The organism is Kitasatospora xanthocidica, assembly GCF_014656195.1.
GTDB lineage: Bacteria > Actinomycetota > Actinomycetes > Streptomycetales > Streptomycetaceae > Kitasatospora > Kitasatospora xanthocidica.
Genome location: NZ_BNBY01000004.1, coordinates 1 through 20,458, shown reverse-complemented (window position 1 = coordinate 20,458; position 20,458 = coordinate 1). Strand labels below are relative to the sequence as shown.

17 protein-coding genes are annotated in these 20,458 nt (G+C 74.2%); 6 read left to right on the top strand and 11 right to left on the bottom strand.

Annotation, left to right across the window (positions count from 1 at the left end; translation table 11 throughout):
• The first annotated feature begins 1 nt into the window (after nt 1).
• From IE332_RS08420 to IE332_RS08410, 3 genes are all read left to right on the top strand, one after another.
• Entirely contained in the window at nt 2–1,144 is a 1,143-nt protein-coding gene (locus IE332_RS08420) for an acyl-CoA dehydrogenase family protein (RefSeq protein ID WP_189914663.1), read from the top strand.
• A gap of 127 nt (nt 1,145–1,271) precedes the next feature.
• Nucleotides 1,272–2,486: an acetyl-CoA C-acetyltransferase gene (locus IE332_RS08415; protein WP_189914661.1), complete on the top strand. Its 1,215-nt coding sequence runs from the start codon at nt 1,272–1,274 to the stop codon at nt 2,484–2,486.
• Nucleotides 2,487–2,562: 76 nt separating this feature from the next.
• On the top strand, nt 2,563–4,782 hold the full coding sequence (locus IE332_RS08410) for a 3-hydroxyacyl-CoA dehydrogenase NAD-binding domain-containing protein (RefSeq protein ID WP_189914659.1): 2,220 nt from the start codon (nt 2,563–2,565) through the stop codon (nt 4,780–4,782).
• A gap of 70 nt (nt 4,783–4,852) precedes the next feature.
• Here IE332_RS08410 and IE332_RS08405 read toward each other — a convergent pair whose 3' ends face one another.
• The 4 genes from IE332_RS08405 to IE332_RS08390 all read right to left on the bottom strand — a co-directional run bounded on the left by IE332_RS08405 (nt 4,853) and on the right by IE332_RS08390 (nt 9,389).
• Nucleotides 4,853–5,590 carry a MerR family transcriptional regulator gene (locus IE332_RS08405; protein WP_189914657.1) on the bottom strand — a complete coding sequence of 246 codons (738 nt, stop codon included), beginning with the start codon at nt 5,588–5,590 and terminating at the stop codon, nt 4,853–4,855.
• A gap of 283 nt (nt 5,591–5,873) precedes the next feature.
• Nucleotides 5,874–6,917, bottom strand: a complete 1,044-nt coding sequence (locus IE332_RS08400) for an isopenicillin N synthase family dioxygenase (RefSeq protein ID WP_189914655.1) — start codon at nt 6,915–6,917, stop codon at nt 5,874–5,876.
• Between the two features lie 391 nt (nt 6,918–7,308).
• Entirely contained in the window at nt 7,309–7,956 is a 648-nt protein-coding gene (locus IE332_RS08395) for a response regulator (RefSeq protein ID WP_189914653.1), read from the bottom strand.
• Nucleotides 7,908–9,389 (bottom strand): sensor histidine kinase, encoded by a 1,482-nt coding sequence (locus tag IE332_RS08390; RefSeq protein WP_229928440.1) that lies wholly within the window; start codon nt 9,387–9,389, stop codon nt 7,908–7,910. The genes IE332_RS08395 and IE332_RS08390 overlap by 49 nt, the downstream gene beginning before the upstream one ends.
• Nucleotides 9,390–9,695: 306 nt before the next feature.
• Between IE332_RS08390 and IE332_RS08385 the strand changes: the two genes are divergently transcribed.
• Together IE332_RS08385 and IE332_RS08380 are read left to right on the top strand one after the other, a co-directional pair.
• Complete coding sequence (locus IE332_RS08385) at nt 9,696–10,409, top strand: ABC transporter ATP-binding protein (RefSeq protein ID WP_229928439.1); 714 nt, start codon at nt 9,696–9,698, stop codon at nt 10,407–10,409.
• Between the two features lie 70 nt (nt 10,410–10,479).
• Nucleotides 10,480–12,885, top strand: coding sequence for an ABC transporter permease (locus IE332_RS08380; RefSeq protein WP_189914651.1), 2,406 nt, complete (start codon nt 10,480–10,482; stop codon nt 12,883–12,885).
• Between the two features lie 242 nt (nt 12,886–13,127).
• Here the strand turns inward: IE332_RS08380 and IE332_RS08375 are convergent, their stop codons facing one another.
• The 6 genes from IE332_RS08375 to IE332_RS08350 all read right to left on the bottom strand — a co-directional run bounded on the left by IE332_RS08375 (nt 13,128) and on the right by IE332_RS08350 (nt 19,048).
• Complete coding sequence (locus IE332_RS08375) at nt 13,128–13,886, bottom strand: MerR family transcriptional regulator (RefSeq protein ID WP_189914649.1); 759 nt, start codon at nt 13,884–13,886, stop codon at nt 13,128–13,130.
• 175 nt (nt 13,887–14,061) lie between these two features.
• Nucleotides 14,062–15,087: a DUF2332 domain-containing protein gene (locus IE332_RS08370; RefSeq protein WP_189914647.1), complete on the bottom strand. Its 1,026-nt coding sequence runs from the start codon at nt 15,085–15,087 to the stop codon at nt 14,062–14,064.
• Nucleotides 15,088–15,267: 180 nt separating this feature from the next.
• Entirely contained in the window at nt 15,268–16,389 is a 1,122-nt protein-coding gene (locus tag IE332_RS08365) for an SUKH-4 family immunity protein (RefSeq protein ID WP_189914645.1), read from the bottom strand.
• 225 nt (nt 16,390–16,614) lie between these two features.
• On the bottom strand, nt 16,615–17,550 hold the full coding sequence (locus IE332_RS42190; RefSeq protein WP_308437538.1) for a hypothetical protein: 936 nt from the start codon (nt 17,548–17,550) through the stop codon (nt 16,615–16,617).
• 292 nt (nt 17,551–17,842) lie between these two features.
• The gene (locus IE332_RS08355) at nt 17,843–18,379 is read right to left on the bottom strand and encodes an Imm21 family immunity protein (RefSeq protein ID WP_229928438.1); all 537 of its coding nucleotides are present in this window, start codon (nt 18,377–18,379) and stop codon (nt 17,843–17,845) included.
• A 78-nt stretch (nt 18,380–18,457) separates the two neighbouring features.
• Nucleotides 18,458–19,048 carry a DinB family protein gene (locus tag IE332_RS08350; RefSeq protein WP_189914643.1) on the bottom strand — a complete coding sequence of 197 codons (591 nt, stop codon included), beginning with the start codon at nt 19,046–19,048 and terminating at the stop codon, nt 18,458–18,460.
• Between the two features lie 114 nt (nt 19,049–19,162).
• Here IE332_RS08350 and IE332_RS40810 point away from each other — a divergent pair, with 114 nt between their 5' ends.
• Entirely contained in the window at nt 19,163–20,143 is a 981-nt protein-coding gene (locus IE332_RS40810) for a class I SAM-dependent methyltransferase (protein ID WP_229928437.1), read from the top strand.
• A 33-nt stretch (nt 20,144–20,176) separates the two neighbouring features.
• Here IE332_RS40810 and IE332_RS08335 read toward each other — a convergent pair.
• Nucleotides 20,177–20,458 (bottom strand): dihydrofolate reductase family protein (locus tag IE332_RS08335; RefSeq protein WP_189914641.1); only part of this gene is annotated, 282 nt, incomplete at its 5' end.

Below are 20,458 nucleotides of genomic sequence, written 5' to 3'. Positions count from 1 at the left end.
GGTGCAGCGCGAGATCTTCACCGAGCAGCACGACGACTTCCGGGCCACCGTCAAGGCTTTCCTCGCCAAGGAGGTGCTGCCGCACTACGACCGCTGGGAGAAGGCGGGCATCGTCGACCGGTCCGTCTGGCTCGCGGCCGGCCGCCAGGGCCTGCTCGGCCTGGCTGTGCCCGAGGAGTACGGCGGTGGCGGCACCCCGGACTTCCGCTACGCGGCCGTGCTGGCCGAGGAGTTCGCCCGGGCCGGTGCCTCCGGGTTGGCGATCGGCCTGCACAACGACATCATCGGCCCCTATCTGACCTCGCTCGCCACCGAGGAGCAGAAGCGCCGCTGGCTGCCCGGATTCTGCTCCGGCGAGCTGATCACCGCGATCGCGATGACCGAGCCCGGCACCGGCTCCGACCTGCAGGGCATCCGCACCCAGGCGGTCGACCGGGGCGACCACTTCCTGCTCAACGGCGCCAAGACCTTCATCTCCAACGGCATCCTCGCCGACCTGGTGATCGTGGTCGCCCGCACCACCCCCGAGGGCGGCGCCCGCGGGCTGAGCCTGCTGGCCGTCGAGCGGGGCACGCCCGGCTTCGAGCGCGGCCGCAACCTCGACAAGATCGGCCAGAAGGCCCAGGACACCGCCGAGTTGTTCTTCGAGGACGTCCGGGTGCCGAAGGAGAACCTGGTCGGCGAGCTCAACGGCGGCTTCGTCCACCTGATGCAGAACCTCGCCCAGGAGCGGCTCACCATCGCGGCCGCGGCGATCGCCGGCGCCGAGTACCTGGTGGAGATCACCACCGACTACGTCAAGCAGCGCGAGGCCTTCGGCCGGCCGCTCGCCAAGCTGCAGCACGTCCGCTTCGAGATCGCCGAGCTGGCCACCGAGTGCGCCGTCACCCGGACCTTCGTGGACCGCTGCATCACCGAGCACAACCGCTACGCGCTCACCCCGGCCGACGCCTCGATGGCCAAGTGGTGGGCCACCGAGCTGCAGAAGCGCACCGCCGACCGGTGCCTCCAACTGCACGGCGGCTACGGGTACATGAGCGAGTTCCCGGTCGCCCGGGCGTTCACCGACGGCCGCATCCAGACCATCTACGGCGGCACCACCGAGATCATGAAGGAGATCGTGGGCCGTTCCATCCTCGGCTGAGCCCCGTCCGGAACCCTCAGGAACCCCCGGAGCCCTCAGGAACTCCCGGAGCCCTCAGGAACTCCCGGAGCCCTCAGGAACCCCCGGAATCCCCAGGAACCCCCCTGCCCCGAAAGGCATTCCCATCGTGACCACCGAAGCGTACGTCTACGACGCGATCCGCACCCCGCGCGGCCGGGGCAAGGCCACCGGCTCCCTGCACGGCACCAAGCCGATCGACCTGGTCGTCGGCCTGATCCACGAACTGCGCCGCCGCTTCCCCGACCTGGACCCGGCCGCGATCGACGACATCGTGCTCGGCGTGGTCAGCCCGGTCGGCGACCAGGGCTCCGACATCGCCCGGATCGCGGCCATCGCGGCCGGCCTGCCCGACACCGTCGCCGGCGTCCAGGAGAACCGCTTCTGCGCGTCCGGCTTGGAAGCCGTCAACCTGGCCGCCGCCAAGGTCCGTTCGGGCTGGGAGGACCTGGTGCTGGCCGGCGGCGTGGAGTCGATGTCCCGGGTCAAGATGGCCTCGGACGGCGGCGCCTGGTTCGCCGACCCGATGACCGCCTACGAGACGAACTTCGCGCCGCAGGGCATCGGCGCCGACCTGATCGCCACCATCGAAGGCCTCTCCCGCACCGACGTGGACGCCTTCGCCGCCGAGTCCCAGGCGCGCGCCGCCAAGGCCCAGGCGGACGGCCTGTTCGACCGCTCGGTGGTCCCGGTGCGCGACCGCAACGGCCTGGTCGTGCTGGAGCGCGACGAGTTCATCCGCCCCGGCACCACCGTCGAGACCCTGGCCGGCCTCAAGCCCTCCTTCGCCGCCATCGGCGAGGCCGGCGGCTTCGACGCCGTCGCCCTGCAGAAGTACCACTGGGTGGAGGCCATCGACCACGTCCACCACGCGGGCAACTCCTCCGGCATCGTGGACGGCGCCGCCCTCGTCGCCATCGGCAACCGCGAGGTCGGCGAGCGGTACGGGCTGCGCCCGCGCGCCCGGATCGTCTCCGCCGCCGTCTCCGGCTCCGAGCCGACCATCATGCTCACCGGTCCCGCCCCGGCCACCCGCAAGGCGCTCGCCAAGGCCGGGCTGACCGCCGCCGACATCGACCTGGTCGAGATCAACGAGGCCTTCGCGGCGGTCGCGCTCCGCTTCATCCGCGAACTCGGCTTCCGTCACGACCAGGTGAACGTCAACGGCGGCGCGATCGCGCTCGGCCACCCGCTCGGCGCCACCGGCGCGATGCTGCTCGGCACCGTGATCGACGAGCTGGAGCGGCGCGACCTGCGCTACGGCCTGATCACCCTCTGCGTGGGCGGTGGCATGGGCATCGCCACCATCGTCGAGCGCATCTGAGACCACCCGTCGCCCGCCGCCGCCCGTCCCGGGACAGGCCGCGCGTGGCACCTCCTTTGCCGATCTGGAGAACCTCATGAGCGACACCACCACCATCCGCTGGGAGCAGGACCAGGACGGTGTGGTCACCCTCGTCCTCGACGACCCCACCCAGTCCGTCAACACCATGAACGAGGCCTTCACCGCCGACTTCGAGACCGTCGTCGGGCGGTTGGCCGAGCTCGGGGACGGGCTGCGCGGCGTGGTGATCACCTCCGGCAAGAAGACCTTCTTCGCCGGGGGAGACCTGCGGATGCTCTCCGCCGCCCGCCCCGAGGACGCCGAGGCCGTCTTCGAGAAGTCGATGCGGATCAAGCGCTCGCTGCGCACGCTGGAGACCCTCGGCAAGCCGGTCGTCGCCGCCGTCAACGGCAGCGCGCTCGGCGGCGGCCTGGAGATCGCCCTCGCCTGCCACCACCGGATCGCGCTGAACACCCCGGCGAGCCGGATCGGCCTGCCCGAGGTCACCCTCGGCCTGCTGCCGGGCGGCGGCGGAGTGGTCCGTACGGTGCGGCTGTTCGGCATCACCGACGCACTGCTCAAGTTCCTGCTGCAGGGCAGCCAGTACCGCCCGGCGCAGGTGCACGAACACGGGCTGGTGCACGAACTGGTCGAGACCCCCGAGGAGTTGACCGCCCGGGCGCGCGCCTGGATCGAGGCCAACCCGGCCGCCGTCCAGCCCTGGGACGTCAAGGGGTACAAGATCCCCGGCGGCACCCCGTCGACCCCGGCCTTCGCCGCCAACCTGCCCGCCTTCCCGGCCAACCTGCGCAAGCAGCTGAACGGCGCGCCCTACCCGGCCCCGCGCAACGTGCTGGCCGCCGCCGTGGAGAGCGCCCAGGTGGACGTCGACACCGCGATGGCGATCGAGGCCCGCTACTTCACCGAGCTCGCCTGCGGCCAGACCAGCAAGAACATGATCCAGGCGCTGTTCTTCGACATGCAGGCCGTCAACTCCGGCGCCGGGCGCCCCAAGGGCGTCGAGAAGCGGACGGTCCGCAAGGTCGCCGTGCTCGGCGCCGGGATGATGGGCGCGGGCATCGCCTACGCCTGCGCCAAGGCCGGCATCGAGGTCGTGCTCAAGGACGTGAGCACCGAGGCCGCCGAACGCGGAAAGGCCTACTCCGAGGGCCTGTTGGACAAGGCCGTCGCGCGCGGCCGCTCCACCGAGGCCAAGCGCGACGAACTGCTCGACCGGATCACCCCCACCGGCGACGCCGCCGACCTGGCCGGCTGCGACGCCGTCATCGAGGCGGTCTTCGAGAACACCGAGCTCAAGCACAAGGTGTTCCAGGAGATCGAGGGCGTCGTCGAGCCCGACGCGCTGCTCTGCTCCAACACCTCCACCCTCCCGATCGGCCTGCTCGCCGAAGGCGTCCGGCGCACCGGCGACTTCATCGGCCTGCACTTCTTCTCGCCGGTCGACAAGATGCGGCTGGTGGAGATCATCCGTGGCCCGCAGACCGGGGACGAGGCGCTGGCCCGCGCCTTCGACCTGGTCCGGCAGATCGACAAGACCCCGATCGTGGTCAACGACTCGCGGGGCTTCTTCACCTCGCGGGTGATCGGCCAGTTCCTCAACGAGGGCGTCGCCATGGTCGGCGAGGGCATCCACCCGTCCAGCATCGAGCAGGCCGCCGCCCAGGCCGGCTACCCCGCCAAGGTGCTCTCCCTGATGGACGAGCTCACCCTCACCCTGCCGCGCAAGATCCGCGACGAGTACCGGCGCTCGGTCGAGGCCGCCGGCGGCACCTGGACGCCGCACCCGGCGGACGCCGTGGTCGACCGGATGGTCGACGAGTTCGGCCGCCCCGGCCGCAGCGGCGGCGCGGGCTTCTACGAGTACGGCGAGGACGGCAAGCGCGGACGGCTGTGGCCGGGGCTGCTGGAGCACTTCGGCGGTGCCGGCTCGGACGTCTCGGACGCTTCGGACGCCCCGGGCGACGCTCAGGGTGACGGCGGGGTGCCGTTCGAGGACCTCAAGGAGCGGATGCTGTTCAGCGAGGCGCTGGACTCGGTGCGCTGCCTGGAGGAGGGCGTACTGACCTCGGTCGCCGACGCCAACGTCGGGTCGATCCTCGGCATCGGCTTCCCGGCCTGGACCGGCGGCGTCTTCCAGTACATCAACGGCTACGAGGGCGGCCCGGCCGGCTTCGCGGCCCGGGCCCGCGAACTCGCCGCCGCGTACGGCGAGCGGTTCGCGCCGCCGGCGCTGCTGGAGCGGATCGCGGCCGAGGGGCGGACGTTCACGGACTGACCGGTCCGGGGGAGCCGGGTGAGGGCGCGAGCGGCGCGTCCTCACCCGGTTTCCCGTGTCCGTTTTTGTGTCAGGCCTCGCCGAGTTCCTCGCCCAGCTCCTCCCGGAGCGAGCGCTGGAACGCCGTGACCAGGGCCTGCGCCACCATCGGCTGGATGTGGTCCGTCAACGCCTTCATCCGGGCGAGCTCCGCCGGCGCCGGTTCGCTCTCCCGGTACGGCTTCCAGACCGTCTCCCGGAACAGCCGCTGCAACTCCCGCGCCGTCGCCCGGCTGTGCTCCACCACCACCGCCCGGGCGGCCAGCAGCGTCTCCAGCGGGATCGGCACGTCCAGGATCCGCACGCCCAGCGGCAGCAGGCCCGGATCCACCCGGAACACCTCCGGGTCGTCGGTCCGCTCCAGCGCCCCCATCGCCGCCAGCCGTTCGAGCTGCTCCTCCGACAGCCCCTGGCCGGCCCGCCGCTCCAGCTGTGCCCGGCCCAGCTCCTCGAGGGACTCGGGCGTCCAGGACGCCACCAGCGCCCGGTGGATCGCCAGGTCCAGCGGGGTGCTGTCCTCCGGCAGCCGTGCGAGGTACCGCTCGATGGCCGCCAGCGTCAGCCCCTGCCGCTGCAACTCCTCGATCAGCTCCAGCCGGTCCAGGTGCGTCGCCCCGTACAACCCCACCCGGCGCGGCCCCAGCTCCGGCGGCGGCAGCAGACCCTTGGTGCCGTAGAAGCGCACCGTCCGCACCGTCACCCCGGCGCGCGCCGCCAACTCGTCCACCGTCAGCCGCACCCCGCCCGCTACGGCGCCGTGCTCCCCCATCTGCTGCCTCCCACTGGCACACTCCTGCTGTGACAGCTGCAGTGTGACAGTGCTGCTCGTACCGGTCCACCGGTCCACCGGTGCGAGGGGTCGGTCCGCCGGTCCGCCGGTCCGAGGGGCGCCGGTCCGTTGGTCTGGCGGCCCGTTGCCAGGGGTGGGCAGGCCGACGCCCCTGCCGGCCGCCGGGGCGGGAGTGGGCAGGGGCGTCGGTGCGGGGGTTCCCGGTTCCGTCGGTCCGGGGCCGGAGCGGGTCCGCTCGGCCCTCAGGTCGTCGCGGCGTGGGTCAGGCGAGGGCGGAGTGGTGGAGGCGGGTGACCTCGGGGTGGGCCCGGGTGTAGCCCTTCCACTCGTTGAGGCCGAAGTCGGCGAAGAGCGGGTTGTCCGGGTCCTCGGTGGCGCCGGGGGCGTGGTGGGCGAGCGGGAACTCCAGCGGCGCGATGTGGGCGTCGAGGCGCGGGTTGTAGAAGAACGGGACGGAGTAGCGCTCGCGGGCCCCGGCCGGGCTGATCACCCGGTGGCTGGTGGCCTTGAGGTAGCCGTCGGTGGCCACCTCCAGCAGTTCGCCGAGGTTGACGACGAAGGCGCCGTCGAGCGGCGGGACGTCGAGGAAGGAGCCGTCCTGTCGTTCGACCTGGAGGCCGCCGACCGTGTCCTGGAGCAGCAGGGTGATGAAGCCGTAGTCCTTGTGGGCGCCGACGCCCTGCCCGGCGCCGTCCGGGGCGGTGCCGGGGTAGCGGACCAGCTTGAGGCGCAGGTGGGGGTGGCCCGCGAAGGCCTCGTCGTAGAAGTCGGCGCGGGCGCCGATCGCGGTGAGGAGTTCGTGCAGCAGTCGCCGGGCGACGGCGCCGAGGCGGTCGATCCAGCCGAGCGCGGCGGTGCGTAGCTCGGGGAGCGCCTCGGGCCACTGGTTGGGACCCTCCAGCCACCAGTACGGGGGCTCGCCGCTGCCGGGCACGTGCGGGGGCAGCTCGGCGCCGATGTCCAGCTGGTCGCGCCAGTCCTGGCTGCCGCCGGTGCGCTCGTCGCCGGTGCGGGTGTAGCCCCGGTAGTGGGGGGAGTTGAGGTTGCTCACGGCGAGCCGGTCGGCTTCGGGGAGGGCGAAGAAGGCGCGCATGGCCTGGGTGAGCGCGGCCGTCTCCTGCGGGGTGACGCCGTGGCCGACGAGCTGGAAGAAGCCGACGCCGGTGGCCGCGGCGCGGAGCTCGTCGTGCAGGCGGCGGCGCTCCTCCGGCGTGCCGTCGGCGAGCGAGAGGTCGATCACCGGGAGGGCGTCCGCGAGGGTGGAGCCGGTGCCGGTTTCGGGTATGGGCGTGTGCTGCTGCGTCATGTGTGACATCCGCTGGGTCTCGTCCCGGCCGGGCCCGGTGGTCGACCGGGGGCGCCGGAGCAACGCCTGGTGCGGCGTGTGCTGCGGGAGCCGGGAGGCGGGGGCGGCCGGGTGGGGCCGTCGTTGAGGGTGGGTGGAGCGAGGTTCAGCCGGAGCGTCGACAGGACATGGTGGTCACGCGGAGCAGGTCCACGTGGCGGCGGCGAACAAGGATGAGCACGTGACCAGCCTAGATGACGGGTTCGGCGGCAGGCGAGCCCCCTGCCGCGGAGGACCGCTCATCACTTGTCGGTGACCTTTCAAGTCTCGGGTGCGCGGATACCCGTGTGTGGCGGTGGGCGGCTCCTCTCGGGCGTTCTTCGGGCGTTCTTCGGGTGTTTGCCGGCGTTCTTCAGGCGTTGTTGAGGTACGCCAGGACGGCCAGGACCCGGCGGTTGTCGTCATCGGAGGGCTGGAGGTCGAGCCGGACGAAGATCGACGCGGTGTGCTTGGCGACTGCCCGTTCGGTGATCACCAGCTGCTGGGCGATGGCGGCGTTGGAACGGCCCTCCGCCATCAGCGCCAGCACCTGCCGCTCGCGCGGGGAGAGGGTGGAGACCGGGCCGGCCGAGGAGTTGTGGGTGAGCAGCCGGGTGATCACCTCCGGATCCATCGCGGTGCCGCCCTGGGCGACCCGGCGGACGGCGTCGATGAACTGGGTGCCGTCCATCACCCGGTCCTTGAGCAGGTAGCCGATCCCGCCGGTGCTGCCCGCCAGCAGCTCGCGGGCGTACAACTGCTCGACGAACTGCGACAGCACCAGGACGGGCAGGCCCGGGTGGGCCTGACGGGCGGCCAGGGCCGCGCGCAGCCCCTCGTCGGTGAAGCCCGGCGGCAGCCGGACGTCGACGACGGCGATGTCCGGCCGGTCGGCGGCCACCGCGGCGAGCAGCTCGTCGCCGTTCTCGACCGCCGCAGTGACCTTCATGCCGTTGGCCTCCAGCAGCCTGGTCAGGCCGTCCCGGAGGAGGAAGAGGTCTTCGGCGATGACAACGCGCACGGGATCTCCAGGTTCACGATGGTCGGTCCACCGGGCGGGCTGCTGATCGCCAGCACCCCGTCGAAGGCGGCCAATCTGCGTTCGGTTCCGCTGAGGCCGGTACCCCGGGACGGGTCGGCGCCGCCGCGCCCGTCATCGGTGACCGATATCCGCAACAGCCCGTCACTGTGCCCTATCTCGATCCACACGTGCGAGGCACCCGCGTGCTTCACCACGTTGGCCAGCAGCTCGGTGACCGCGAAGTAGGCCGCCGACTCCACCGGCGCGGGCACCCGGCCCGGCAGGACGCCGGTGAAGGTGACCGGCAGCGGGAGGTCCAGCGCGGTCGCCTGCACCGCGTCGGCCAGCCCGCGGTCGGCGAGCACCGGGGGGTGGATGCCGCGGACCAGGTCCCGCAGCTCGCCGAGCGCCTTCACCGAGGACGTCCGGGCCTCGGCCAGCAGCGGGCCCAGGGCGTCCGGGTCGTCCTTCAACTGCTCGGCCACGGTCAGCAGCATGCCCAGGGCGACCAGCCGGGCCTGCGCCCCGTCGTGCAGGTCCCGCTCGATCCGGCGCAGCTCGGCGGCCCCGGCGTCGATGGTGTCCGCCCTGGTGCGGGCCAGGTGGCTGACCTGGTGGGCGAGCCGGGCCTGCCGGGAGGGCCCGAGCAGGGACCGGACGGCCCGCTCGTGGATCCGCAGGACCGGTGGGGCGGCCCACAGGGCGGCCGCCGGGGCGGCGCACAGCCCCAGCCCGTAGACGATGGCCAGCGGGAAGAACGGCCCGTGCCGGCCGAAGACCTCCAGGGCGATCGGGGTGAACAGGACGACCGCGGCGGTGAGCAGCACCGCGGCGCCGGAGAGCAGGGCCCAGGCGGCGTCCCGCCAGGTCGCCGGGTCGGTCAGCCAGCCGCCGGCCCGCAGCCGCTGCCAGGGGCCGGCCGCGCCGGGCGGGCGCCGGTACGGCACCGGGACCGGCCGTCCGCTCCACTTCCCGACCGTCCGCCTGCTCTCCGTCGCGATCCAGCGCGCGCCGAACAGCCCGAGCACCAGCAGCGCGGGCGCCAGCCAGAGCGAGACCGAGCGGCCGCCGGGCGCGGCGCCCCCGTAGAGGTGCGTCGCCATCACCGCGAGCGAGCCCGGGGCGAACAGGGCGGCCCCGACCGCCCGGCCGCCGCCCCCGGTGGCCCAGCAAAGTGCCCAGAGCGCGACCGGCCCCAGCGGCACCGCGAGGAAGAACGGACCGCCGGGCCCGAACGGCCCGGCATCCTCCGGGCCGAACAGCGCGGCGGCCAGCAGCAGCGGCCCGGCCAGCAGCGAGATCAGGCCCGTCACGGCCAGCGTCACCGCGTACCAGGCGCGCACGCCGTCCACACAGGCCCGGCCCACCCGCCAGGCGACCCCGCCCACCACTCCCGTCATCGCCTCCGCCCGCTCCTCCATCTGTGCTCCCACCCGCGCTTCCGCCTGTACGTCCGCACCCATGAGGCGCCCCCTCGCCGTCCCGGAGCCCCCGCAGGGAGGCCCGAAGCCCGTGGCCCCGAGGCCCTCGCGGGCCCCGGTTCCGATCTTTCGCGGGCTCAGTCTGCCCGGCAGCGACGGCCGATGCTCTAGGCCTGGACACCCAGTTCGGGGTGTATCTGGATACACCCCGCAGACGCCGTCCAGACGGCTGTCCGCACCCCCGCGCCGGTTCGTAGCGTCGTGTCCCGTCAGCCGGCCCGGGTCCCTCCGGGCCGGATCCCGAACCGTGGAGGGCCCGTGAACGCGCCGATCATCCGGATCCGCGGCGTCAGCAAGACGTACGACCGATCCGCCGCCGCCCGCCCCGCGCTGGCCGGGCTCGACCTGGAGGTACGGGCCGGCGAGGCGCTGGCCGTGCTCGGCCGCTCGGGCAGCGGCAAGTCCACCCTGTTGAACCTGATCGCCGGCCTCGACCGCCCGAGCGAGGGAGTGGTGGAGGTGGACGGCGTGGCCGTCCACGAGCTGGGCGAGGCCGCGCTGGCCGAGTACCGGCGGCGCCGGATCGGCATGGTGTTCCAGTTCTTCAACCTGCTGGACGACCTGGACGTCGAGGACAACGTGCTGCTCCCGGCCCAGCTCGCCGGGATGCGGCGGGAGCCTGCCCGCGCCCGGGCCGGGGAGCTGCTGGAGCGACTGGGCGTGGCCCGGCACGCCAAGGCCTTCCCCGGCCGGCTCTCCGGCGGCGAGCGCCAACGGGTGGCGGTGGCGCGGGCCTTGATGAACCGCCCGCCGGTGCTGCTGGCCGACGAGCCCACCGGGGCGCTGGACACCGCCTCGGCCGCCGACGTCCGCGATCTGCTGCGCGGGCTCAACGAGGAGGGTCAGACGGTGGTGCTGGTCACCCACGACACCGCGCTCGCCGAGGCCTGCGCCCGCCGGACGATCGAGCTGCTCGACGGCCGGCTGGTCCGGGACACCGCGGCCGCGGCGGCCCCCGGGGGTGCGCGGTGAGCGGGCGGGGCGGGTGGTCCGGAGCAGGGCGGGCGCGGGCGGTCCGCGCCCGGCGGAACGGGGTGCGCGGATGAGCGCCCTCGGCAAGGTGGTCCGGGCCGGGGTGGGCCGCAAGCGGGTGCAGACCCTGGTCATGGTGCTCACCACGATGGCGTCCGTGACGGCATGCGTCCTCGCGGTCGGGCTGCTGGTCGCCGCCCGGGGGCCGTACCAGCGGTCCTTCGCCGACCAGCACGGCGCGCACCTCAACGTGCTGTACGACCCGGCTGCGGCGAGCCCCGCCCAGCTGGCCGCAGCCGCCCACGCGCCCGGCGTGACGGCCTCGGCGGGCCCGTACGCAGCCGTCACCGTCCAGCCGCGCGCGGGGGAGGACAGCAGCATCCCGCCGCCCGGCAGCCCGCTCCCGGCGATGACACTGGTCGGCCGGGCCCAGGACGGACCGCTGGACGGCCTGCGGATCACCATGGGCCGGTGGGTCGCGGGCCCCGGCGAGGTGGTGTTCCCGGACGGCCGCTCCCCGCTGGCCGTCGGAGAGAGCCTCCGGTTCCCGGACCTGCCCGGGCAGCCGACGCTCAAGGTGGTCGGCCTCGCCTCCTCCGTCTCCTGGAGCGCGGACGGCTGGGTCGCCCCCGAGCAGCTCGCCGGGCTCACCGCGCCCGGCACGACGCCCGCCGCCCAGTACCTCTACCGCTTCGCCCACGCCGGCACCGACGCCGAGCTGGAGGCCGACCACGCCGCGCTCGCCGCCGCGGTGCCGGCCGGCGCGCTCACCAGGGCGACCTCCTACCGGCCCGCCCAGCAGGAGGCCGACCGGACGGCCTCGACCTTCGTCCCGTTCGTCACGGCCTTCGGGGTGCTCGGCCTCGCCATGTCGGTGCTGATCATCGGCGTCGTGGTCAGCGGTGCCGTCACCGCCGCCACCCGGCGGATCGGCATCCTCAAGTCGCTGGGCTTCACCCCGGCCCAGGTGGCGCGCGCCTACGTCGGCCAGGCCCTGATCCCCGCCGGGATCGGCACGGCGCTCGGCGTGCTCGGCGGGAACCTGCTCGCCGTGCCGGTCCTCGGCATCGCCCGGAAGGCGCTGCGCGGCGGCCTGCTCGGCATTCCGCTCTGGGTGGACCTCGCCGTCCCGGCGGCGGCGCTGGCCGCCGTGGCGGGCACCGCGCTGGTGCCCGCGCTACGGGCCGGGCGGCTGCGTACGGTGGAGGCGCTCGCGGTCGGCCGGACGGCGCCGGGCGGCAAGCAGGCCGCGGCCCGGCGCGCCCCCGGCAGGGCCCCGGGCCGGGCCGGAGCGGCGGGCCTCCTGGCGGGAGTGCGGAACGCGATCGGCCGGCTGCCGGTGCCGCGCTCGCTGAGCCTCGGGCTGGCGAGCCCGCTCAACCGGCCGGGCCGCTCGGCGACCACCGGGGCCGCGGTGGTGCTCGGCACGGCCGGGGTCACGCTCTGCGTCGGGCTGACGCTCTCGCTCGGCCTGCTCCAGGACGGCCTGGAGGCCGGGCGCGCGGGCGAGGTCGTGGTCCAGGCCCCGATCGAGGGCACCACCAAGCCCCCCGAGCGGGTGGACGAGGCGGCCGTGGCCAGGGCGATCGCCGCCCGACCGGGCACCCGCGCCTGGTACAGCAGCGTCCCCACCCCGGTGGCCGTGGCCGGGAACACCGGCCGCTCGGAGGTGGTCGCGTTCAGCGGTGACGCCTCGTGGAGCGGCTACCAGCTGGTCTCCGGCCGCTGGTTCCGGGGCGCCGGCGAGGTCGTGGTCGGAGCGGCCTACCTCCGTGCCAACCAGGCGAAGGTCGGCGACACCGTGACCCTCACCGACCACGGCCGCACCACCCCCGCGACGATCACCGGCGAGGTCCTGACCACGGGCGACTTCGTCTACGTGGACCGGGCCACCCTCGCCCCGCTCGGCGGCACCGTCGCCGCCGAGGCGATCTCCTTCCGCATCGACCTGGAGCCCGGCACCGACGCGAAGGCGTACGTCGACGCGCTCGACGGCGCGGTCCGCCCGCTGGGGCTGGGCGCCGAGCCGGGGGAGCGGCACATCAACATCGTGGTGCTGGCGATGAACACCTTGGCCGGGACGCTCACGCTGCTGCTCTCCGTGGTCGCGGGGCTCGGGGTGCTCAACACGGTGCTGCTGGACACCCGGGAGCGGGTGCACGACCTCGGGGTGCTCAAGGCGCTCGGGATGTCGCCCCGGCAGACCGTCGGCATGGTGCTCACCTCGGTCTGCGGCAGCGGGCTGGTGGCCGGGCTGATCGGGGTACCGATCGGGATCGCCGTGCACCACGAGGTGATGCCCGCGATGGCCCGCGCCGCCGGGGTCGGGGTGCCCGACGGGGACCTCGGCGTGTTCGAGCCGGCGGTGGTGGGGCCGCTGATACTCGGCGGCCTGGTCCTGGCGCTGCTCGGCGCCGTCCTCCCGGCCACCTGGGCGGCTCGCACCAGGACGGTCACGGCCTTGCGGACGGAGTGACGGCAGCGAAGTGACGGCAGCGGAGCGACGGTGACCGAGTGACGGCCCTGCGGACAGAGTGAGGTGGTGCGGGTGCGGGTGCGGGTGCGGGTGCGGGTGCGGTGACGGCGAGGGCGAGCCGGCCGTCGGTCGGCCGGTGGCCGAGGGCCGCTCTTCCCCCGCAGGAGCGGCCCGTTCCGGAGAACCCCGACCAGGGGCCCCGGGCGGCCGTCAGACCGTCAGACCGTCAGGCCATCGGACCGTCAGGCCAGCCGTGCCGCCGCGTACGCCTCCATGGCGGCGCGCTGGTACGCGGCCAGGCCCGGGGCGATGGCCTCGTACGCGGCGCTCCACTGCTCGTGCTCGGTGCAGGAGCGGGCGATCGCGAGGTACTCCTCCGTCGGGACGGATCGGACCGCACCGAGCAGCCGGTACTCCTCGTCGATCATGGTCTGCACGGGCTCGGCGTCGGCCGGGTGGCCGGCCGCCATCTGCTCGGCCAGGCGGATCATGCGCGCGGTCCGCTCGCGCTGCCCGGCCTCGACCTCCTCCGGGCTCATCGCGGCGCTCGCGCGCCGGGCCGCCTCGGCGTGCTCGGGGAAGTCGCGCAGGCTCGCGTCGACGTCGGCGGGCTGGATGCCCTCGAACAGGTTCTCGGGTCGGTTGATGGTCATGGGTGTGCCGTCCTTCCGGGAGCGTTCCAGGTCGGCGATCGTGCGGGAAACGGTGGCGGCCAGGGCGTCCAGCCGGTCGCGCTCGGCGACCAGCTGCCGGTGGTGGCCCCGCAGGGCGTCCAGCTCGTCCACCTGCTCGCCCAGGATCCGGGCGATCTCGGTCAGCCCCACGCCCAGCGCCCGCAGCACGAGGATCTGCTGCAGCTGCAGCAACTGCCGCTCCTCGTAGTAGCGGTGGCCGTTGGAGCCGATCCGGGCCGGTGGCAGCAGTCCGATCTCGTCGTAGTGCCGCAGCGTCCGGGCGGTCACCCCGGACATCCGGGCGACCTCCGCAATCGGCCAGTCCATGGCTGCCTCCCTCGTTCCGGGTCCCCACGTTCGTCGTGACCGGGGCCGGTTCCTCCGGCCCTGGTCACGACCGTAGAAGCTGCCGCTGCGGCAGCTTCAAGCCCGGACTCCAAGGGCCCCGCAGCCGGACGCGAGCCGCCGGTCCGGCTGCGCCCGTCCGGCTGCGCCCGTCCGGCTACGCCTCGTCGAACCAGTCCAGGGACTGCCCGTGCGGCCCGGTGAAGGCCACCGGCCGCTCGTCCAGGGCGAGCGCGAACAGCCCGGATCCGGTCGGGGCCGGGCGGGGCAGCCGACGGGCCACGGCCGGCAGGACGGAGACCGCCTCGTTGGAGATCCAGTGCCCGGGCAGCTGGCGCACGGTCGCCGCGAACTCCTCGCGGGCCGCCGGTGACAGGTAGGCGAGGACGGCGCTGTGGAACACCACCGGAGTCGCCCCGGCCGGCACCCGCGCCACCAACTCCCGTACCGTGGCGTTGAGATCGCCGCGCACAAGCAGCGGCGGTTCGGCCCGGGCGACCCGGACGGCGCCGCGCAGCCGGTCCAGACGGTGGGTCTGCTCCGGCCAGACCAGCGACTCCAGCCAGCGGATGTCGTCCTCGGACCGGACGTCCAGCGGGTTGAGGTCGATCCCCGCCCGCCAGACCACCTCCGGCAGCCGCTCCCGCAGGGCCGGGGTGATCGGCGCCGGGCCGCTCACCGTGCAGTCCAGCGTCACCGGGCTCTCCGCCGCGCCGAACTCTGCCACCGTGGTGTCGCCACCGCCGTTGCCGTCGCCACCGCCGTCCGCGCGCAGATACCGGTAGCGGTACCGGTCCGGGTACAGGCAGAGCCCGGCCGAGGCCCCCACCTCGATCAGCGCGAGCGGCTGCGGCAGCGTGGCCAGCAGCGGCAGCAGGGTGGCGCAGCGGCCCGACTCGTTGGTCTGCGTCAGGCGTTCCAGCATGGTCGCCGAGGTCCCGTCCCAGTGGGCGGTCACCCAGTCCCGGAAGGCAGGCCAGCCCTCCGTGACCGGTCCGCCCAGGTGGCGGACGGCGCCGAACAGCAGGTTCGGCTGCCGCTTCGGGGCCGGCAGCCCGTCCAGCAGCGCGCACAACCGCGCGTCCCCGGCGACGTGCTCGGCGAGGTCCTGGTAGATCGCCGAGTTGCCGCGGGCCTCCCGCTCCGCGAATGCGCGGTAGGCGTTCCCCGTGTCACTGTGCATCCCGCTGGGGTCCTTTCGGATGATCGAAACCGACCCAGCCTACGCCTGGCCCGCTCCGCTCCCGACTGCCCCTCAGCTGCCGTCCAGACAGGCCCCCGACAAGCCCCCGACAAATCCTCGGCAGGCCCTCGACGGCTCCCCGACGGGTTCCCCCGACGGGTTCCCCCGACGGCCGCGGCGTCACCCCAGCATGCCGCCCATGTGCCCGTCCTCGGCGAGCAGCCGCCAGGAGCAGCCGGGCGAGCCGAAGGCCTCCGGGTCGACGGCCTCCACCAGCCGGTCCACCACGGTGCTCAGCAGCGACTGCGGGTCGAACACCGCCCAGGTGTCGTGGCTCCGGCCGTAGTCCCAGCGTTCCCACTCGGCGCGCAGCCGCTCGTACGTCCACAGGGCGTAGAGCAGGGCGGACAGGTCGCGGTTCAGGTAGGCCTCGGGCTGGCCGTCGTCGTACCAGTCCGGCAGCTCCAGCCGGCCGGTGGCGCCGTCCAGGGCGATGGTGAGGTCCGTCGGCCAGTCGCCGAGGGCGATGAAGTCCCGCTGGTACGGGCGTTCCTCCTCGCCGTCGAAGTACTCCGGGTACGCCTCGCCCATGGTGACCAGCGGCTCCTCGCACACCCCGAACATCGCCCCGCCCAGCGGCAGCCCGACCTCGGTCAGCAGCCGCCTGGTCGGCTCGTGCACCAGGGCGGCGGGCAGGTGCTCGCGCCGGAAGCGGTGCACCTGGCCGGGGCCGTCGGCCTCGTCGGTCAGCGCGGCGAGTTCCGCCACCAGCTCGGGGCCGACCTCGTACGCGGGCCCGTCCGGACCGCCCGGCAGCGCGCCCCAGCCCAGCGCGTGGACCAGCAGCGCGGTGTCCCAGTGCGCGGGTGGCGTGGCGTCGCCCGCGAACAGGGCCGGGTCGACCTCCCGCATCCGCCGCTCGGCCCGGGCCATGACCTCGGCCACCACCGCCGGGCCGCGCCTCCCGTCCAGGGCCTCCGGCCGTCGGGCGGCCTCGGCGACCGCCTCGACCTCCCGCACCAGCCCGGCCAGCGCGGTCAGGTCGGAGGCCAGCGGATCCCGCCGCGGGCCGCCGTTGTCCAGGAACACCTCGCCGGTCACGCCGTCCAGCAGTACCAGGTTGCCGACGGCCGCGAACGGCGTGCAGTAGTCCGTCTCCCCGAGGACGAACAGCCGCTCCGCGTCCGCCGGGAACGGCCGTACCGCCCCGAACTCCAGGAACGCCCCCGCGGCCGGCAGACCTCCGCCCGCCAGGAACTCCCGGCTCCCCGCGTGCACCACCCCGCCCGGCGAACCCGCCACCTGCTCACACCCCACGTATCCCCACCCTTCCCCCCACCTTTCCCCGGCCCTGACCCCCAGACCCTAGCGGCCCGGCCGGACATCGCCGTGCGGGTTTCCGGTCCGGGGCAGCGTCGGCCTTGGGGGCGGCGGGGCGGTTTCGCCACGGAGGGGTTCGCCGGGCCGCCCCGTACCGGCACCGCCGCGCCTCCGCCGTCGGGCCGCCGCACCTCAGCCGCGGGGCGCCTACACCTCCGCCGTCGGGTCGACGTTCCAGCGTGCGGGCACGTCGGCGTCGCAGGACGCGCAGACGTAGTGCTCCTCGCGGACCAGGTTGGTCGTGCCGCACCCGGGGCAGCGGCGGAAGACCGCCGCGTAGGTGAAGGCACCGGGGTGCGGCAGGCCGAGGCGGGTGAGGGCGGCGGTCACGGCGGGCCAGGAGGTGGGCTCGGGGCAGTAGCCGGTGGAGTGGTTGCTGACCGTCTCGACCTCCCAGCCGCCGCCCGACCGCCGGAACCCGACCTCCCCGGCGCTCAGCACCGGCTCCCCGCCCGCGCACGCCACGTGCTCGCTGCGGCGCGGGGCGAGCCGCAGCGCGCCGCCGAGGTCGATCACGAAGGTGAACGGTTCGGTCAGCTCCTCCGCGGTCCGGGCGTCCGCCCAGGCGGCGAACTCGTCAGCCGTCCGCACGGGTGGGCCGGCCGGTCCGCCGGCTTCCCGCAGCTCCGGCGGCCCCACGTACCGGTACGCCCGGCCGAAGCCGACCGTCACCTCCGCCGTGACGCCCCGTTCGGCCAGCCGCGCCCGCCAGTACGCCATCTCGACGGCCGTCCCGCTCAGCCCGAAGCCGGTCAGCTCGGCGAGGAGTTCACGGGCCCGCGACAGCGAGGCCTCCGAACCCTCCCGGATCGCCCGCAGCGCCGCAACGGGGGAGGCGGGCGGACCGGTGAGCCGGAGCCGGGCCGGCCCGTGGGCGGTCAGCAGCGCCTCGCGGACGTCCTGCGGCACCGGGCCCGGCCCGAACTGCTCGCACAGGTGGACGCCACACTGCGGGCAGCAGCGTTCGGCGTCCCACCACAACTCCCGCCCGTCCACCAGGAACTGCCCGGCGCTCCGAACGGTGCTGCCCCCGCAGTCCCAGCACCGGACGGCCATCCGCACGCCCTGCTCCGTACCGGTCATGCCCGACACCCTACGGCGGCAGCCCGGCAGCCCGGCAGCCCGGCAGCCCAGGGGGAGGGGGCGAGGCGTTACCTGCTGATCGGGACCCCGGGACCGGAGTCCGGGACCGAGGCTGGGGCCGGGAACACCGCGATCCTGCGGTGGCCGGAGCACGAGGGCTACCCGGTGGCCGAGGAGGCCGCCAGGACGTCATCGCCCTGCGGCAGGCCATGGGCGAACCGGAGCCCCGGCGGGACCCGTCGTTTCGTGGAGGCCGCGGTCGACGTCCGGGGGCGCGGCCCGCCTCCCCTCCTCACGCCTCCCGCCGGCCGGGGTCCTCGTCCGCCGCCTCCAGCCGGACGAGGACGAGCATGGTCTCCTCGTCCGGTTCCACGTGGGCGGCGCGGACGCGGTGGCGGCCGGTGGGCAGGTCGAGGCGGAGCCGGTGTTCGGCGGCGGACTCCTCGCCCGTCCACCCGGCGTCGAACAGGTACACCGGCCCGTCCGGTACCTCCCAGGCCGACTCCGGCTCCCAGGAGGCGAGTCGAAGCGCCTGCGGTACGGCGGCGAGGACCGCCTCCTCCGATTCCGCCGCCATCCACCGCAGCAGCAGGCCCTGTTCGGGCAGGTAGGCGGTCGACATCGGCTCCTCGCCCAGGACCAGTGCCTGGGCCCCGCCGACGTCCAGCGGCCCGGTGAAGCCGTCGACCCGGCAGGCCCGGTCGTAGTCCGCGCCCGCGCAGCCGGTCCAGGCGGCCAGCGCCGTCCCGGGGACGAGCACCAGCGGCCCGCCCTCGGAATCGATCCACTCCAGCAGGTCCATCCACTCCATCCGGTCCATTCGGTCCATCCGGGCAAGGTATCCGGCCGGAGGGACAACCCCGGGGGGCCGGGCGAGCCCGAGGGGCCCGGGCGAGCCCGCGAGGGGTCAGGCGAGCCCGCCGGCCTTCCGGGCCGCCTGTTCCACGCGGTCGTGGTGGGCCTTCCAGCAGTCCGCGTCGCCCTCGGCGGTGTTGACGCCGTCGGGGCGCTGGCCGGTGGCGCCGTCCACGAGCTCGCGGACCAGGTCGGCGTGGCCGGCGTGCCGGTGGCTCTCGGCGATCATGTGGACGAGTACCCGGTGCAGGGTCTGCTCGGGGCGGTCGCCGAACGGGAGCCGGCCGGTCGCGTCCAGCGGCAGGGCCTCGATGGTGGCGTCCGAGTGGGCCCAGACGCGCCGGTAGCGTCCGACGATCTCCTCGGTGCTCTCGTCGGCCCGCGCCCACAGGTCGCCGTTCGGCTCGGTGTCGCCGAGGAACCACAGGGGGGTCGGCTCGGGGAAGGGCCGTCCGAAGGTGTCGCCGAAGTACAGCGCCTCGGCCCCGGTGAGGTGCTTGACCAGTCCGAGCAGGTTGGTCCCGGTGGGGGTGAGCGGGCGGCGCAGGTCGTATTCGGAGAGGCCTTCGAGCTTCCACAGCAGGACGTCGCGGGCGTCCTGGAGGTAGACCCGAAGATCGGTCTTGTCATCCGTCGCAGTCATGGGATCAGTCTGTTGATCACGGCAGGCCTGTCCATCGATTTCCGGCGCCGGCCGGTCGCCAACCCGTGCCATGATCAAGGAGGTTGACCTGGTCACCGCAGCGGAGGGGCTGACATGGCCGACGGCTGGACCTGGGACGAGACGCTGTTCGCCGGAACGGCCGCCCACTACACGCGCGGCAGGCTCCCGTACGCCCCCGGGCTGGCGGAGGCGCTGGCCGACGCACTCTCGCCGGACGGGCACGGCCGGCTGCTCGACGTGGGGTGCGGGCCGGGGACGCTGGCACTGGGACTGGCCCACCTGTTCGGCGAGGTCGTGGGGCTGGACCCGGACGCCGGGATGATCGCCGAGGCACGGCGGGCGGGCGCTGGGGAACCCAGGGTCACCTGGGTTCGGGCCCGGGCCGAGGAACTGCCGCTGGGCCTCGGCACCTTCACGGTGGTGACCTTCGGCCAGTCCTTCCACTGGATGGACCGCGACCTGGTGGCGGCGACCGTACGGCGGATGCTGCGCCCCGGCGGCGCGCTGGTGCACGTCTCGGACCTGAAGCCGGACCCAGCCTCGGATTCGGACCGGAAGCCGGACCCGGACCTGAAGCCGGCGCCGGACCTGAAACCGGATCCGGACCTGAAGCCGGCGCCGGACCTGAAGCCGGCGCCGGACCTGAAGCCGGCGTCGGACCTGAAGCCGGACCGGAATCCGGGCCCCGGCGCGGTTCTGCCGCACCCGTCCGTGCCGTTCGCCGAGATCGGCGAGCTGGTCCGGCGCTACCTCGGCCCGGTCCGCCGGGCCGGCCAGAGCCTGCTGCCGTACGGCACGCCGGGCGGTGAGGCCGCCGTCCTCGCCCGGGCGGGATTCACCGGCCCGCAGCGGATCGTCGTACCGGGCGGGCAGCCGTTGGAGCGTACGGCCGACGACGCGGTCGCGGGCGTGTTCTCGCTCTCCTTCTCGGCCCCGCACCTCTTCGCCGGCCGCCGTCCGGCCTTCGAGGCGGACCTGCGCGGTCTGCTCGCGCGGGCCTCCCCGTCGGGCCTGTTCTCGGAGCGGCAGCCGGGCACCGAGGTGCACATCTGGCGTCTCCCGCAGGAGGGCTGACGATCGGTCAAGCAATCTGCGGGACAGGCGCATTCAGCGGAGGACGTCGAGGACCTGCTTCTGCAGGCCGTTGCTGTAGACCTCGTGCTCGACCAGCTTCAGCTTCTGGGCGTCCTTGTCCGTGGTGCTGAAGAGTCGCTTGCCGGCGCCGAGGAGCAGGGGGAAGACGAGCAGGTGGTAGCGGTCGACCAGGCCGGCGTCGGAGAGGGCCTGGTTGAGGGCGGCGCTGCCGTGGACGATGATCGGGCCGCCTTCGGTCTCCTTCAGTGCGGCGACCTCGTCGAGCGAGCGCAGGATGGTGGTCTCGCCCCAGTT

Excerpts from the sequence above, each read along its gene's own strand:
- IE332_RS08410 (WP_189914659.1), top strand. The coding sequence starts at position 2,563 with ATGAGCGACACCACCACCATCCGCTGGGAGCAGGACCAGGACGGTGTG.
- IE332_RS08405 (WP_189914657.1), bottom strand. The coding sequence starts at position 5,590 with ATGGGGGAGCACGGCGCCGTAGCGGGCGGGGTGCGGCTGACGGTGGAC.
- IE332_RS08400 (WP_189914655.1), bottom strand. The coding sequence starts at position 6,917 with ATGACGCAGCAGCACACGCCCATACCCGAAACCGGCACCGGCTCCACC.
- IE332_RS08380 (WP_189914651.1), top strand. The coding sequence starts at position 10,480 with ATGAGCGCCCTCGGCAAGGTGGTCCGGGCCGGGGTGGGCCGCAAGCGG.
- IE332_RS08375 (WP_189914649.1), bottom strand. The coding sequence starts at position 13,886 with ATGGACTGGCCGATTGCGGAGGTCGCCCGGATGTCCGGGGTGACCGCC.
- IE332_RS08370 (WP_189914647.1), bottom strand. The coding sequence starts at position 15,087 with ATGCACAGTGACACGGGGAACGCCTACCGCGCATTCGCGGAGCGGGAG.
- IE332_RS42190 (WP_308437538.1), bottom strand. The coding sequence starts at position 17,550 with ATGACCGGTACGGAGCAGGGCGTGCGGATGGCCGTCCGGTGCTGGGAC.
- IE332_RS08355 (WP_229928438.1), bottom strand. The coding sequence starts at position 18,379 with ATGGACCGAATGGACCGGATGGAGTGGATGGACCTGCTGGAGTGGATC.
- IE332_RS08350 (WP_189914643.1), bottom strand. The coding sequence starts at position 19,048 with ATGACTGCGACGGATGACAAGACCGATCTTCGGGTCTACCTCCAGGAC.
- IE332_RS40810 (WP_229928437.1), top strand. The coding sequence starts at position 19,163 with ATGGCCGACGGCTGGACCTGGGACGAGACGCTGTTCGCCGGAACGGCC.